Consider the following 14,614-nt stretch of genomic DNA (forward strand, 5'->3'; position numbering starts at 1 on the left):
GGATGATGGAGGTCATGAGGTGGTTCGAATGAGCGGGCGGGTCGCCGTCGTCACGGGTGCCGGATCAGGGATCGGGCGGGCCGTGGCCCGGGCGATGCTGGCATCCGGGTACCGGGTCGCGCTGGCCGGGCGCCGGCCCGACGCGTTGCACGAGACGGCTCAGGGTCATCGCGACGCGCTCATCGTCCCGACGGACGTGACCGACGCCGCCCGGGTCGACGCGCTGTTCGACGCCGCCGTGCACGCCTTCGGCCGGGTCGACGTGCTGTTCAACAATGCCGGAGCGTTCGGCCCCACGGCATCCGTCGACGAGATCGGGCTGGGCGAATGGGACGCGATGATCGCCGTGAACGTCACCGGCACCATGCTGTGCGCCCGCGCCGCCGTCCGCGTGATGAAGGCGCAGTCGCCGCAGGGCGGACGGATCATCAACAACGGCTCGATCTCGGCGCACGTCCCCCGGCCCCGATCGGTGGCCTACGCGGTGAGCAAGCACGCCATGACGGGGCTCACGAAGTCCATCGACCTGGACGGCCGGGCGTTCGGCATCTCGTGCGGGCAGATCGACATCGGCAACACGGCCACTGAGATCACGACGGAGTTCGGCGAGGGCAGCGGTGCCCTCCAGCCGGACGGCTCGCGCCTGGTGGAGCCCACGTTCCCGGTGACGGATGCCGCGGCCGCCGTGCTGCTGATGGCAGACCTTCCCGCGGCGGCGAACATCGGATCGCTGGTGGTGACGGCCGCAGGCATGCCTTTCGGCGGCCGCGGGTAGTCCCGCGGCCGCCGAAAGGTCGGTGAGCCGTCTGTTCAGTGCGCTGCTCCCGCGGGCTGCTCGTCCTCGTCCACGTCCAGGACCGGAACGGTCTTGCCCTTGGCGTCGAGCAGCTTGCCTCCCTTGACGTGGTCGCCGTCCTTGAGGACGCGGATCACGTCGGTACGGATCATCCGCACCGGGCTCGCCGCGAACACCGAGGGGTTCTCGGGCACGCCCCGCGTGAAGTGGTTGAACAGCAGGTTCAGCGCCACCGCCATGACCGCCGCCGAGCTGATGCCCGAGTTGAAGATGACCTGGAACCACGACGGGAAGTTGCTGTAGATGTCGTGGTTCAGCTCGGGGAGGGCCCCGAACGTCACCGAGGTCGCCACGATGATCAGATTCATGTTGTTGTCGTACTTGACCTTGCTCAGGGTCCGGATGCCGCTGGCGGCCACCGTTCCGAACAGCACGATCCCCGCGCCGCCGAGGACCGGCAGCGGCACCGCGTTGACGATGCGGCCGAGCACCGGGAACAAGCCCAGCACGACCAGCACGACACCGCCGGCGGCCACCGCGAAGCGGCTCTTGATCCTCGTCACCGCGACCAGGCCGACGTTCTGGGCGAACGCGCTCTGGGTGAACGAGTTGAACACCGGCGAGACGGCGCTGGCGAGCATGTCGGCACGCAGACCCGCGGCGATGCGCTTGCGGTCCACCTTCGTGCCGACGATCTCGCCCACGGCCAGCAGGTCGGCCGTGGTCTCAGTGAGGATCACCAGGATCACGATGACCATCGAGATGATCGCGGCGGGGTCGAACGTCGGCAGGCCGAACGCGAACGGCGTCGGGAAGGCGAAGATCTGGCCCTCGAACACGTGGGAGAAGTCCGCCTTGCCGATCAGCGCGGCGAACACCGTGCCGATGATCAGCGCGAACAGGATCGACAGGCGCGAGATGGTCGCGTTGCCCACCTTGCTCAGGATCATGATCACGGCCAGCGTGAAGGCGGCCAGCCCGACGTTCGCGGGGCTCGCGTAGTCCGGGGCGTCGGGGTTGTTCCCGACGATCCAGCCCGCGGCCACCGGCACCAGCGACAGACCGATCGTGGTGATCACGACACCAGTCACGACCGGTGGGAAGAACCGCACGATCTGGGCGAAGAACGGGGCGATCACCAGTCCGATCAGCGATGCGACCAGCACCGCGCCGAACACTCCGGTGATGCCCGCGCCGCTGTTGACGATCGCCAGCATGGTGGCGACCGCCGCGAACGACACACCCTGGACCAGGGGCAGCTTCGAGCCGAAGAACGGGATGCCGAGCGTCTGCAGCAGGGTGGCCAGGCCCCCCACGAACAGACAGCAGGCCAGCAGGACCACGATCTGGTCGTCGCTGACGTGCGCGGCCTTGCCGATGATCAGCGGCGGCGCGATGATGCCGCCGTACATCGTCAGGACGTGCTGCAGGCCGTACGCGAACGCACTGCCGACCTTCATCCGCTCGTCTTCGGGACGTTCCTCGACGTCCACTGTCTTCTTACGTGTGCGTGCCATTTGTCGACCTCCTCGTCGATGGGGGCGGTGCTGCCGGCTCAGCAGAAGCCGGCGATGCCTGCCCAGGCCTTGTTGTCGGTGTCGGCGCCTTCGCGCAGGAATGCGGCCTCGATCAGGCCGTACGGACGGTCTGCGGCGAAGAACACCTCGTTGGGGTTGTCCAGCCCGAACGGCTCGAGGTCCACGACGAAGTGGTGGCTGTTCGGCGTCGAGAACCGGATCTCGTCGATCTCGGGGTGGGCGATGAGCACGGCCTCGGCCATGTCCTTCAGTGTGTTCTGCAGCGCGTGCGAGTACTTGGCGGTGAAGCCCTCGAGCATCAGCCGGCGCACATCCGCGAACACCTCGTTGAAGTCGATGTCGGTGCGGTTGTACACCCACTTGGCGGTCACCGAGGTCGCGAGGATCCGGTCGGTGGTCTCCTGCAGCGTCGTGTACCGGTCCTTCGGGTAGCCGACGAAGCCGCTCTCGGTCGACTTGAGGACCTTGAGGTCCTGCAGGCCGGCGATCACGCGGGTCTCGCCGTCATCGATCTGCACGACGGCGGTGCGGGTCTCGGTGCCGCCGCGCACGAACGAGTGGTCGTGACCCTCGCCGTCGACCGGGATGCGCTCCCAGGTGTACTGCTCGGCCTTCCAGATGCCGCCGGTCACCCAGTCGAAGTCGGCCGTGAAGTGCGCACCCAGACGCAGCAGGAACTCCTCGGGGCTGCCGATGCCGTCCTTGGCGAAGGCGTAGACCGTGTTCTTCTGGGTGTCGGTCGGGACCACGTGCTCGTTGTTGCCGTCGACGTGGGCGCTGGCGAAGTCGCCGTGCAGGAGCGAGGTGACGTTGAGGTCCTCGATCTCGTGGCGGGGGTTGTCGCGGGTGATGCGGACGAGGCGGACCTCGGCCTTGCCGTACTGGTTGTGTCCCAGCACGATGTTGGTCTTCTGCTCCACAGCGATGTCGGTCATTTCCTTCAGCTTCCTCGGTAGGTGGAATAGGCGAACGGACTGAGCAGGAGCGGCACGTGGTAGTGCGCCTGCTCGGCGTCGACCTGGAAGGTCAGCGCCACCTCCGGAAAGAAGGTGTCCGTGTCGATGCCGGCGAAGTAGGCGCCCGTGTCGAACCGCAGTCGGTACACACCGCTGTCGATCCGCTCGGGGCCCAGTTCTTTCACCCGCCCGTCAGCATCGGTGAAGCCCGTACCGATCCCGACCCAACCATCGCCGTCGCGGGCTTCGAGCACGACGGAGACGCCGGGCGCCGGGCGCCCGAGTGTTGTGTCCAGGATGTGGGTGGTCACGTGGGAAACGCTCATGAGAGTGCTCCTTGCAGTCGAAGGGCTGCGATCTCGCGCAGCTGCGTGTCGATCACGGCCAGCTCCTCGGTGGGAGTGTGCTCCAGCCGTTCGCGGAGGGCCGTGAGGATGTCGTCGGCCGAGCGGCCGGCGGCGCGGACGAGGAAGACCCGATCGAACTTCGCCTCGTAGGCGCGATTGCCGTCCGCGAGCGCATCGGCGGACGAGGCATCCACCCCCGCCTGCTCGCTGCGCGACATCGTCGCCTCGGCGCTGGAGCCCGCGGCCCGCTCGCCGATCCGAGGGTGGTGCACGAGCGCGCCGTCGATCTCGGCCTCGGTGAACGGCATCGCCGCGTTCTGTGCGGCGGCCGCGAGGTCGGCGACCGAGCCGTACGGCCGGCCGTCCACGACGGCGTCGATCCAGCGCGGGACGTCCAGCGCGGGTCGGACGACGGCGACGGCCTGGTCGCGGTCTGCGGTGTTGAAGCTCTCGAGCAACATCCTTGGTCCTCAAGTCCGAAGAATCTCGTATTCCAAGATACGAAAGTCTTATTTCGTTCTGCGTAACTATTGTCTGTTGGGCTCGACAGGCTTGTCAAGGGATTCAAGCAACTTTTTTTGAGGAATTCCAGAAAGGATGCCGCAACCTTCCGGGTATGCCGCAGGGGCCGGCGCACCCTGGCTCCGGCCCCTGTTCTCGCGCGCGTTCAGGCCGCGTCGACGCCCAGCTCCGCCCGCAGCCGCGCCACGTGACCGGTCGCCTCGACACCGTATTCGGCCCGCCGCACGACGCCGTCGGCGTCCAGCACGAACGTGGACCGGATGACGCCCTCGACGACCCTGTCGCCGATCGTCTTCTCGCCCCACACGCCCCAGGCGCGCGCGGTGGCGCCGTCGAGGTCGGACAGCAGCGGGAAGGTCAGCGACTCGGCCTCGGCGAACGCCGCGATGTCGTCCACCGGGTCGGGCGAGACGCCCAGCACGGTGTAGCCGGCCGCCGCCAGCGCCGAGAGGCTGTCGCGGAAGTCGCATGCCTCGGTCGTGCACCCGGGCGTGGCCGCCTTCGGGTAGAAGTAGACGACGACGTCGCCGCCGCGCTGGTCGGCGAGCGAGACCGGGGTGCCGCCGGCGTCGTTCAGCGTGAAGGCGGGGGCGACGTCGCCCGTGGACAGTCGTTCGGTCATGGTTCCTCCAGAGTGGGTGTTCGGGATGCCTCAGCCGACGGAGACGACGTCGAAGGCCTCGGCCAGCTGCATGATCTTGCGGGCGCGGCCGAGGCGCGGCAGGTCGCTGCCGTCGCGGACGATGCGCCCGCGCGCGTCGAAGTCGGCGAGGAACTCCTGGGCCCATTCGACGTCGGTGCGCGTAGGGCTGATCACCTCGTTGACGACGGGGGTCTGATCGGCCGACAGGCACAGCTTGCCGGTCATGCCCATCGTGACGGTGGTGGCCGACTGCTCGCGCAGGATCGGGTGGCTCGTGCCCACGGTCGGGCCGTCGATCGGACCCGGCAGATTGCCGCAGCGGCTGGAGATCACCAGGCGCGCACGTGGATAGGCCATCGCCTCGCGGTCGGCTGACATCCCCGTGTCGCGGCGGAAGTCGCCGCTGCCGAAGGCGAGGCGGAACGCGCCGCGCGCGCGGGCGATCTCGGTGGCGTTCTCGATGCCCAGTGCCGACTCGACGAGCGCCACGACGGGCACGTCGCCACCCAGGCGCTGGGCGGTGTCGGTGACCTGGTCGCCGAACTCGGTCTTGGCGAGCATGACGCCCTTCAGGCCCGGCACCCGCCGCAGTCCCTCCAGGTCGTCCGCCCAGAAGTCGCTGGTGGCGTCGTTGATGCGCACCCAGGCCTCACCGCCGTCGCTGAGCCAGCGGATCACATCGGCACGGGCGTCGGCCTTGTGCGAGGCATCCACCGCGTCTTCGATGTCGAGCACGACGACGTCGGCGTGCGAGCGGGCCGCATCGTCGAAGGTCTCGGGACGGGTCGCGGCCACCAGGAGCCACGACCGCGCCAGTTCGGCGGGGACGGGGCGCTTGGCCGTCGCGGTAAGAAGGGCGTTCATCGTCAATTCCGTTTCATGGAAGTTTGCTTCTATCTAACGGAATAGCGTACCCCTGTGGGGCGAGAAACGCACCCGGTCCATTCTGCCCCATTCCGTGATTACGGTGGAACCATGGCCAACGACGAGCGCGAGACGGTGCTGATCCCGGGCGGTGTGTTCCGGATGGGCTCGGACGAGTTCTACCCCGATGAGCAGCCTGTGCACGAGCGCGAGGTCGCGACCTTCCGCATCGACCGCTACGCCGTGACGAACGCCGACTACGCGCGGTTCGTCGACGCCACCGGCTATGTCACGGTCGCCGAGCGCCCGCTCGATCCGGCGGCGTACCCCGGCATCTCCCCCCACGACCTCGCCCCTGGAGCGATGGTGTTCACGCCGACGAGCGGCCCGGTGGACCTGGCCGACTGGCGCAACTGGTGGCGCTGGCAGCCCGGTGCGAACTGGCGGGCGCCGTTCGGCCCGGGCTCGACGATCGACGAGCGGATGCGGCATCCCGTCGTGCACATCGCCTACGAGGATGCCACGGCCTACGCCGAGTGGGCAGGGCGGCGTCTGCCCACCGAGGCCGAGCACGAGTACGCCGCGCGCGGCGGTGTCGACGGCGCCCGCTTCGCCTGGGGCGACGAGGCGTACCCCGGCGGCGTCGCCCGGGCCAACTCGTGGCTCGGGCACTTCCCCTATGACAACCGCGGCGTCGGCGACACCGCCGCGGTCGGGTCGTATCCGGTGAACGGCTACGGCCTGTACGACATGATCGGCAACGTCTGGGAGTGGACGAGCGACTACTACACGCCGCGCCACCTGCGGCCCTCGGACCGGGCGGTCGACGCCGGCCGGCGGCAGAACCTGCTGGCGACCGCGAGCTCGGGCGAGAGCGGGTCGATCCCCCGCCGCGTGCTCAAGGGCGGGTCGTTCCTGTGCTCGCCCGAGTACTGTCTGCGCTTCCGCCCGGCCGCCCGATCGCCGCAGGCGGAGGACACGGGGATGTCGCACGTGGGGTTCCGCCTCGCCGCCGACGTCGATTGAGCCCTGCGGGCGTCACAGCATCCGCATAGACTCGGGGATCGACGAGAGGTGGATCGACGATGAGCACTCCCCCGTACGGCCCCGAACCGACGCCGGCGTCGCCCGGGCGGCCGCCGCAGGAGCAGACGCCGGCGCAGACGCCGTCTCCGACCGGTGCCGCGTATGCACGGCCGATCCCGCCCCGCACCCGCAACCCCTACGGGGTGGTCGCGCTGATCGCGGGCGTGGCGCTGATCGCGCTGGGGGTCATCCGCTCGGTGTACCAGGCGCTCATGATCAACGGGCTGCGCGGTGGCATGGACTACAGCGCGTTGACCGCTGTGAGCGCCGTGTTCTCGTTCGCCGAGATCGCCCTTGCCCTCATCGCGATCGCGTGCGGTGTCATCGGCCTGGTCGCGAAGGGACGCCCGAGGGCCACCGCGGGCATCGGGCTGGGGATCGGCGCCGCCGTGGCGCTGGGCCTGCTCAGCGGGCTCGTGTATGCGACGCTGATCGGTCTGCACTCTTCCTTCTGAGCGCAGAACGCACTGCTCAGCGAGCGGGGCGGGCCGCCAGCTTCTCGACGACGTCGAGCAGGATCGCCGCGGAGCGCGGCCACGTGAACCGGGCGATGTGGGCGGTGCCCGCCTCGACTAGCGCGGTGCGCACCGCGTCGTCGTCGAGAGCGGCGACGGCGTCGGCGAAGTCGTCGGGATCGTCGGGATCGACGTAGCGCGCACCCGGGCCGGCCACCTCGTGGAAGATCTCCACGTCGCTGACGACGGCCGGCACACCGAGCGCGAGCGCCTCGGCGATCGGCAGACCGTAGCCCTCGTCGACGCTCGTGGTCACCAGCACCGCGCGGTCGGCGAGCAGCCGGGCGTACTCGGCGTCCGAGACCCCGTTGTGGAAGACCACGTCGGCGCCGGCCGGCACCAGAGCCTCGAGCTGGGCGCGGCGCTTCGGCGAGATGCGGCTCAGCAGATGCAGTGTGCGGCCGGGGAGCCGCCCCATCGCCCGAACCAGGGTCTCGACGTTCTTGTAGGGCATGAACGAGCCCATGTAGACGAGGTTGGCCGCCCCGCCGACGACCTCCGCATCCGCCGGCAGCAGGGCGTGCAGGTCCTGCGGCGCGTCGGGGACGACCACCACCGGGCGCCGCGTGAGCCGCACCTGCGCGAACTGCCGCTTGCTGGTGCGGCTGACGGTCGCGACGACGTCCGCGCCGTCGAGCACCATCCGCTGGGGCATGTACGACAGATGGAAGATGCGCCACCCGATCCGCACCGGCCAGGGCAGGTCGGCCGGCGGACGGCGATGCCGGTAGTAGATCATGTCGTGCAGGGTCAGGATCAGGCGGTAACGGCGACCGGCCGCACCGATCGTCTGCATCGGCGAGAACACGACGTCGGGGCGGTGCCGGTTCAGCCGCAGCGCGGTGAAGGGCTCGCGCATCGAGGTGGGCGCGTGGATCTTCAGCACGCGGACGCCTGCCGGCAGCAGCGCCCGCTGCGCATCCGTCCAGATCAGGAACACCACCTCGACGCCCCGCTCGGCAGCCAGCGGCGGCAGCGCCGCCGCCAGATCCGCCGAGTAGCGGCTGATGCCGTCATGGAAGTCGGTGCGGATGTAGCGCGCGTCGAAGAACAGCCGCATCTCAGATCGGTTCGCCGCGATACAGCTTCTCGAACGTCTGGAGGGTCTTCTGGATGTCGTGGATCTCCACGCCCTCCAGCGACGCCTTCTGCATCCGCAGGTACTCGGCGTCGTCGGCGGTGAGCACCCGGCGCAGGCGGTCGGCGAGCGCGTCGACGTCGCCCGGGGGGAACAGGTAGCCGTTCTCGCCGTCGTGGATCAGATGCGGCAGGGCCACGGCATCCGCCCCGATCACCGGCAGCCCCGACGCCATGGCCTCCATCGTCGCGATCGACTGCAGCTCGGCGACGGATGCGATGACGAAGACGTCCGCGCGCGTGTACGCCGCGCGCAGATCGTCCTCCGACACCCGCCCGTAGAACGTGACCCGGTCGGCGATGCCCAGGCGTGCGGCGAGCTGCTCGAGGTTGCGGCGCTGGTCGCCGCCGCCGACCACGTCGAACGCGATGTCGAGCTCGGGCACGAGCTTCGCGATCGCGTGGAGCGTGACATCCACGTGCTTCTCTGTCGTCAGGCGCCCGACGAACAGCACCCGCCGGTGCGGGCGCGGCGTCAGATCGGGCGTGTAGTTCGCCTTGTCGATGCCGCAGCTGATCGGCACGACGCCGTCGATGTCGATCGTGCCCTCGAGGAAGTCGGCGGCCTTGCGGGTGGGCGTGGTCACCGCACGCGCCATCTTGAGGGTGCGCGCCGCATCGTCCCACGCGAGCTTGACCAGCACCTTGTCGAGCATCGGCGGCAGCGTGGTGAAGTCGATGATGTTCTCGGCCATCACGTGGTTGGTCGCCACGATCGGGATGCCGCGCTTGCGGGCCTCGCGGGCGAGGCCCCGCCCGATCACGATGTGCGACTGGATGTGCACGACGTCGGGCTTGACCTCGTCGAGCACCTTGCGCGCATAGTGCTTGCTCATCCACGGCAGCACGAACGTCAGCCAGTCGTGCGGCGTCCAGCGCCACGACGGCAGGCGGTGCATCGTCACGGGCTGCCCCTCGACCTGCTCGACGAACGTGCCGTGGTTGCGGTGCCCGACGCTCGGCGCCGAGACGTGCACGTTGTGGCCGCGGGCCACCAGCCCTGCGGCGAGCCGTTCGGCGAAGCGGGCGGCGCCGTTCACGTGCGGAGCGAACGTGTCGGCGCCGATGAGGACCGTCAGCGGCTTCGAGTCCGGCGTGGCGTCCGAGGCGGCAGGATGCTGCGGGTCCGCGGGGGCAGGAGTCACTGTGGGCGAGAGCCTCTCTGTAGTGCGGCGCCGGGGGCGGCGCGGCATCCACTGTACCCGAGGCCTCTGACCGGACTCGGGAACATCGGGGGCATCTTTCCAGGAGCGGTCCCTAGCCTGGAGTCATGCCCCGACTGCAGGCCGACGCCCCCGCCGATCGCTGGGTCCCGGTGACGGGATCGCTGGGCTTCCGAGGGCGCCGGCACCGGAAGGCCGCGATCCGGATGCTGCTGACGCAGACCGGCAGCGTGCTCGGCGGCGGTCCTCGTCCCGACGGTGCGCGCGCCGGGGGCGGCTTCGCGTGGATGCTGAGTCAGGCCGCGCCCTTCCTGATCCGCAAGGCCGACGGCCGGCTGCTGGTCTGGGTCTGGAAGGACGACCCCGAGCTGCTGGTGGCGATGGCGCAGCTGCAGGAGGCGACACCGCAGCTGCGCACCGCACGAGCCATGATGCCGATGCAGTACGACGACACCGAGCAGTCCCGCAATCCGCACCTGGGTGTCGGCGAACGGCTGCTGATGCCGTTGCCGGACAATCCCGCGACGCCGCCGTTCGCGACCTATACGTGGGACACCGGGACGCACTTCGTGACCCTCACCGCGGTGTGCCCCGACCGCACGCGGTTCGGCACGATCACTGCGGCGGTCGACGACCTGGCCCGGTCGCTGCGGATCGTCGACGACCTCAGCGTGGGCGAGTCGAACGTGCTGCGCCTGGACCCGAGCTAGCCGGCACGGGGCCGCGCGGCCGCGCGGCCGCGCGCGTCTTGACGTCGAGGCCATCGGTGCGGATGCCGATCACCGCGTCGTCCGGCCCTCAGGATGCCGCGCAGGCGCCGTCGCGGCGCACCGCAGCGGGAGGGGTCAGGATGCCGCGCCGGCGGCGCGTCCGTCGGGGGCGGTCTGCGCCCCGATCGCCGGGCATGAACGCGACGCGTCCGCGCCGAACATCGCCTCCACGGCGCCCGTGAACTCGTCGGCGCGGCCGGCGGCGGCCAGCTCACGGGCACGCACCGATGGCGTGTGCAGCAGCACTCCGGCCAGATGCCGCAGGGCCGCTTCGGTCTGCGCCGAGTCGTCGCCGCGCGAACGGACCCGGGCGATCTCGGCGTCGAGGACGTCGAACACGTGCGAGCGCAGCGCGACCAGCGCCGGGGTCACGGCATCCTCGGCCGTCGCCCGGTGGTAATCGGCCAGGGCCTCGTCGACCAGTGCCCGCGCATCGGCGGCGGCCTGGAACTCGGGCAGCGGCGCGTGCGTGCGCAGCAGCTCGAGGTCGATCAGCTCGGTGTCGGGCAGGGTCGCGACCTCAGGGCCCACATTGCGGGGCAGACCGAGGTCGATGATCAGGCGGCGCTCGAGCGCTCCGGGAAGGGCCCGAGCCGCAGACACGGTGGATGCATCGACGATCACCGACTGCACGGTGCTGCATGCGACGACCAGGTCGCTGGCGGCGAGAGCGTCGACCAGATCCTCGGCGGCGGCGATGCCGTGGCTCGCAGCGAAGCCGGCGGCCCGGCCGCTGCGCGAGTACACCTGAACGTCGTGCACACCCCGCTCGCGCAGCGCTGCCAGGCTCGCCCCGGCGTAGCGGCCGGTGCCCACCAGCAGCACGCGGGTGGCGGCCCAATCCGTGATGCGCGACTCGGCCATGTCGAGCGCGAGGCGCACGACGGAGCGGCCGGCACGCGAGAGCGCGGTGCGGTTCTTCACCCCGCGTGAGGTGCGCGAAGCGAGCTGGAACACCCGCTCGAGCTCTCGTGTCGCCGTGCCCCGGTCGCGCGCCGATTCGAGCGCGCGGCGCACCTGGCCGGCGATCTCGCCTTCGCCGACGACGACCGACTCGAGGCCGCTCGCGACCGCGAACGCATGCGCCGCGACGGCGTCGCCGTGCAGCACGTCGCCCGCGGCGCGCACCTCGTGCACGGCCATGTCGGCGGCCTCGGCGATCGTGCCGATCACGAGCTCGTGCGCGCGGGCCGCGGCATCCAGCCCCTCGGCGGCGATGTCGACATACGTCTCGAAGCGATTGCACGTCGAGAGCACGACGTGTCCGGCGACGGCCTCGCCCTGGGCGGCGAGCTGCTCGATCACCCGGTCGGCGCCGCGCTCGAAACGCCCGAGCGTGTCGAAGGGAGCGGTGCGATGACTCGAGGTGAAGCAGAACAGCACGGTCATAGAGGATACGCCGCCTGGCTCAGTGCTCGGCACAGACAACGGCCGCACCCGCTCCCACCTGGGTCTGCGAGAATCGCCGGGTGATCCCCGAACCCGCAGATCCCCGTCCGCTGCCCGCCGAGCATCCGCTGTCGACGGGGGCCACGGCATCCTCCCTCCTCGTGCAGGCCTATCGCGGCCGGCGCCCTGCGACGACGCCGGTATGGTTCATGCGGCAGGCGGGCCGATCGCTGCCGGAGTACCGGGCGCTGCGCTCCGGCCAGAACGCCGGCATGGGCATGCTCGACGCGTGCCTGGATCCGGACATGGCCAGCGAGATCACGCTGCAGCCGGTGCGCCGGCACGGCGTGGACGCCGGGATCTTCTTCAGCGACATCGTGATCCCGCTGCGGCTGGCGGGGGTCGGGGTCGAGATCCAGGGCGGCATCGGTCCCGTGTTCGAACACGCCGTGCGCACCGCCGCCGACGTCGACGCGCTGGTGGGCGCCGGGACGCTGCGGGCCGACGACGCCGCGCTCGAGCCGGTGCGCGAGGCGGTGCGCCGCACGGTCGCCCAGCTGGGCTCGACGCCGCTGATCGGCTTCGCCGGCGCTCCGTTCACGCTCGCGGCCTACCTCGTCGAGGGCCGGCCCTCGCGCGACCACCTGGCCGCGCGGCGGCTCATGCACACCGACCCCGACGCGTGGGCGAGGCTGATGGGGTGGTGCGCCGACGTCACGGGCGCGTTCCTGCGCGCGCAGCTGCTCGCCGGTGCCAGCGCCGGGCAGCTGTTCGATTCGTGGGCCGGGTCGCTGTCGCGCGCCGATTACGTCGCGCACGTGGCGCCGGCCTCGGCCCGGGCGCTGTCGTGGGCGCGGGGGCTCGCCGCCGACGGCGCCGCGGTGCCGCTCGTGCACTTCGGGCTCGGGACGGCCTCGTTCCTGGACGCGATGAAGGATGCCGGGGCGGATGCGGTCGGCGTGGACTACCGTCTGCCGCTGGACGAGGCATCGCGCATGCTCGGCGGCTCGGTGCCGGTGCAGGGCAACATCGACCCCGCATTGCTGGCGGCGCCGTGGCGGGTGCTCGAGGCGCACACGCGCGACGTGCTGCGGCGCGGGCGTTCGGCCCGGGCGCACGTCGCGAACCTCGGGCACGGCGTCCCGCCCGACACCGACCCCGACGTGCTCACCCGGCTGGTCGCGCTCGTGCACGAAGCGGAGTGAGCCGATGCGCGTGGTCGTGATCGGCGGCGGCGTGGCCGGGCTCGTCGCGGCGCGCAGCTGCACGGCCGGCGGCGCCGAGGTCACGGTGCTGGAGGCGGGGCCGGAATTCGGCGGCTCGGTCGCCCGGGCCGAGCTCGCGGGGCTCGCCCTCGACGCCGCCGCCGAGAGCTTCGCGACGCGGGGCGGCACGGTCGAGCGGCTGCTCGCCGAGCTGGACCTGACCGCACGCATCGAATGGCCGAACCCGGCCGGGGCGTGGCTGCACCTGGCCGATCGCACCGTGCCGATGCCGAAGGGCGGGCTGCTCGGCATCCCGATCGACCCGCTCGCCGACGACGTCGTCGCGGCCATCGGGCCGGAGGCGGCCCGACGCGCCCAGCGTGACCTCGACGAGCCCGCGGTCGGCGGTGGCGCCGAGACGCTGGGGGCGCTGGTGCGAGAGCGGATGGGCGACGCCGTGCTCGACCGGCTGGTCTCGCCCGTCGTCACCGGCGTGTACTCGACCGAGCCCGACGAGCTCGACATCGACGCGATCGCCCCGGGACTGCGCGCCGCGTTCGCCCGCACCGGATCGCTCGCGCGAGCCGTGCAGGAGCTGCGGCGGCCGGGCGCGGTTCCGGCGGGCGTAGCCGGTTCGACGGGCGGAGCCAGTTCGACGGGCGGAGCCGGGCCCGCGGCGGCGGGCGGCAAGCCCGGATCGGCCGCCGGCGGCCTGCGCGGCGGCATGTGGACGCTCGTCGAAGCGCTCGTCGCCGACCTGCGCGCCCGCGGCGCACAGCTCGAGACCGGGTCCGCTGTCACGGGGCTGACCCGCACCGCGGACGGCTCGTGGGACGTCGCCGTCGCCGCGCAGCCGCCGTCCGCAGCACCGAGACCCGGCATTCCTGTCAAGACCCCTGTCGACGACACGGGTCTCGACGAGAATCCGGGGTCTCGGCGATCCGTGCTGGGGCCTGCGGCCGAGCGTCGGCGCCGCGCCGACGCCGTCATCGTCGCCGCGGACGGTGTCGAGGCGGTCCGTCTGCTCGCTGACGCTGCCGCTTCAGCTGCCGGTGCCGCTCCAGTTGCCGGTGACACTCACGCTGCCGGTGACGCCGGTGCGCGGGCCGTGGCATCCCTCGCCGCACCCGGCGGTGCCGACTGGCCCGAGCCGACCCGCGTCGACCTGGCGACCCTGGTGCTCGACGCTCCCGCCCTCGACGCCGCCCCGCGCGGCACCGGTCTGCTGGTCGCCGACGACGTCCATGCCGACGTGACCGCCAAGGCCCTCACGCACAGCACGGCGAAGTGGTCGTGGCTCGCCGCGGACGCCGGTCCCGGCCGGCACGTCGTACGGCTGTCGTACGGCCGCCCCGGCGTGCCGAACCCGGTGGCCGACCTCGGCGATGCCGAGCTGTGCGACCTCGCCGTGCGCGATGCGTCCCGGCTGCTCGGCGTCGAGCTGCATCCCGCCCAGGTCGCGGGGTTCCTGCGCCGCACGTGGCTGTACCCGCGGTCGCACGCCGCCGCCGGCCAGGCGGCACGGATACGAGCGGTGCGCGATGCCGTCTCCGCCGCCCCGGGTCTGGAGGTCGCCGGCGCCTGGGTCGCGGGAACGGGGCTCGCCTCGGTCATCTCCGATGCGATGGATGCCGCGGCCCGCGCACTCGCCAGCGCATCCTTCAGTCAGCCAAACTGAAGGTT

Annotated in this window: 15 protein-coding genes; 6 read left to right on the top strand and 9 right to left on the bottom strand. The window is 71.2% G+C overall.

Features of this window, described 5'->3' with window-relative positions:
• Nucleotides 1-28: 28 nt before the first annotated feature.
• Nucleotides 29-775 carry an SDR family oxidoreductase gene (locus AC3RX0_RS08870; RefSeq protein ID WP_491505614.1) on the top strand — a complete coding sequence of 249 codons (747 nt, stop codon included), beginning with the start codon at nucleotides 29-31 and terminating at the stop codon, nucleotides 773-775.
• A 35-nt stretch (nucleotides 776-810) separates the two neighbouring features.
• Here AC3RX0_RS08870 and AC3RX0_RS08875 read toward each other — a convergent pair whose 3' ends face one another.
• The 6 genes from AC3RX0_RS08875 to AC3RX0_RS08900 all read right to left on the bottom strand — a co-directional run bounded on the left by AC3RX0_RS08875 (nucleotide 811) and on the right by AC3RX0_RS08900 (nucleotide 5,666).
• Nucleotides 811-2,313, bottom strand: coding sequence for a nucleobase:cation symporter-2 family protein (locus AC3RX0_RS08875; RefSeq protein ID WP_491505615.1), 1,503 nt, complete (start codon nucleotides 2,311-2,313; stop codon nucleotides 811-813).
• 38 nt (nucleotides 2,314-2,351) lie between these two features.
• Nucleotides 2,352-3,269: a factor-independent urate hydroxylase gene (gene pucL / locus AC3RX0_RS08880; RefSeq protein WP_491505616.1), complete on the bottom strand. Its 918-nt coding sequence runs from the start codon at nucleotides 3,267-3,269 to the stop codon at nucleotides 2,352-2,354.
• A 5-nt stretch (nucleotides 3,270-3,274) separates the two neighbouring features.
• Complete coding sequence (gene uraH / locus AC3RX0_RS08885) at nucleotides 3,275-3,616, bottom strand: hydroxyisourate hydrolase (RefSeq protein WP_491505617.1); 342 nt, start codon at nucleotides 3,614-3,616, stop codon at nucleotides 3,275-3,277.
• Entirely contained in the window at nucleotides 3,613-4,098 is a 486-nt protein-coding gene (uraD, locus tag AC3RX0_RS08890) for a 2-oxo-4-hydroxy-4-carboxy-5-ureidoimidazoline decarboxylase (protein WP_491505618.1), read from the bottom strand. Before uraD ends, uraH begins: the two co-directional genes overlap by 4 nt.
• A gap of 206 nt (nucleotides 4,099-4,304) precedes the next feature.
• Complete coding sequence (bcp, locus tag AC3RX0_RS08895) at nucleotides 4,305-4,781, bottom strand: thioredoxin-dependent thiol peroxidase (protein WP_491505619.1); 477 nt, start codon at nucleotides 4,779-4,781, stop codon at nucleotides 4,305-4,307.
• 30 nt (nucleotides 4,782-4,811) lie between these two features.
• On the bottom strand, nucleotides 4,812-5,666 hold the full coding sequence (locus tag AC3RX0_RS08900) for an HpcH/HpaI aldolase/citrate lyase family protein (protein ID WP_491505620.1): 855 nt from the start codon (nucleotides 5,664-5,666) through the stop codon (nucleotides 4,812-4,814).
• Nucleotides 5,667-5,777: 111 nt separating this feature from the next.
• Here AC3RX0_RS08900 and AC3RX0_RS08905 point away from each other — a divergent pair, with 111 nt between their 5' ends.
• Together AC3RX0_RS08905 and AC3RX0_RS08910 are read left to right on the top strand one after the other, a co-directional pair.
• Nucleotides 5,778-6,692 carry a formylglycine-generating enzyme family protein gene (locus AC3RX0_RS08905; RefSeq protein WP_491505621.1) on the top strand — a complete coding sequence of 305 codons (915 nt, stop codon included), beginning with the start codon at nucleotides 5,778-5,780 and terminating at the stop codon, nucleotides 6,690-6,692.
• 59 nt (nucleotides 6,693-6,751) lie between these two features.
• Nucleotides 6,752-7,207, top strand: a complete 456-nt coding sequence (locus AC3RX0_RS08910; RefSeq protein WP_491505622.1) for a hypothetical protein — start codon at nucleotides 6,752-6,754, stop codon at nucleotides 7,205-7,207.
• Nucleotides 7,208-7,223: 16 nt separating this feature from the next.
• Here AC3RX0_RS08910 and AC3RX0_RS08915 read toward each other — a convergent pair whose 3' ends face one another.
• Entirely contained in the window at nucleotides 7,224-8,327 is a 1,104-nt protein-coding gene (locus AC3RX0_RS08915) for a glycosyltransferase (protein WP_491505623.1), read from the bottom strand.
• Nucleotide 8,328: 1 nt separating this feature from the next.
• A complete protein-coding gene (locus AC3RX0_RS08920; protein WP_491505624.1) occupies nucleotides 8,329-9,597 on the bottom strand; it encodes a glycosyltransferase in 1,269 nt (422 codons plus the stop codon).
• 77 nt (nucleotides 9,598-9,674) lie between these two features.
• Between AC3RX0_RS08920 and AC3RX0_RS08925 the strand changes: the two genes are divergently transcribed.
• Nucleotides 9,675-10,277, top strand: a complete 603-nt coding sequence (locus tag AC3RX0_RS08925) for a hypothetical protein (protein WP_491505625.1) — start codon at nucleotides 9,675-9,677, stop codon at nucleotides 10,275-10,277.
• A gap of 135 nt (nucleotides 10,278-10,412) precedes the next feature.
• Here AC3RX0_RS08925 and AC3RX0_RS08930 read toward each other — a convergent pair whose 3' ends face one another.
• Nucleotides 10,413-11,720: a glutamyl-tRNA reductase gene (locus AC3RX0_RS08930; protein WP_491505626.1), complete on the bottom strand. Its 1,308-nt coding sequence runs from the start codon at nucleotides 11,718-11,720 to the stop codon at nucleotides 10,413-10,415.
• 86 nt (nucleotides 11,721-11,806) lie between these two features.
• Between AC3RX0_RS08930 and hemE the strand changes: the two genes are divergently transcribed.
• Both hemE and AC3RX0_RS08940 read left to right on the top strand, forming a co-directional pair.
• Nucleotides 11,807-12,931, top strand: coding sequence for a uroporphyrinogen decarboxylase (gene hemE, locus AC3RX0_RS08935; RefSeq protein WP_491505627.1), 1,125 nt, complete (start codon nucleotides 11,807-11,809; stop codon nucleotides 12,929-12,931).
• Between the two features lie 4 nt (nucleotides 12,932-12,935).
• Nucleotides 12,936-14,609 (top strand): protoporphyrinogen/coproporphyrinogen oxidase, encoded by a 1,674-nt coding sequence (locus AC3RX0_RS08940; protein WP_491505628.1) that lies wholly within the window; start codon nucleotides 12,936-12,938, stop codon nucleotides 14,607-14,609.
• The last annotated feature ends 5 nt before the right edge of the window (nucleotides 14,610-14,614 follow it).

The organism is Microbacterium sp. W1-4-2 (assembly GCF_058349885.2).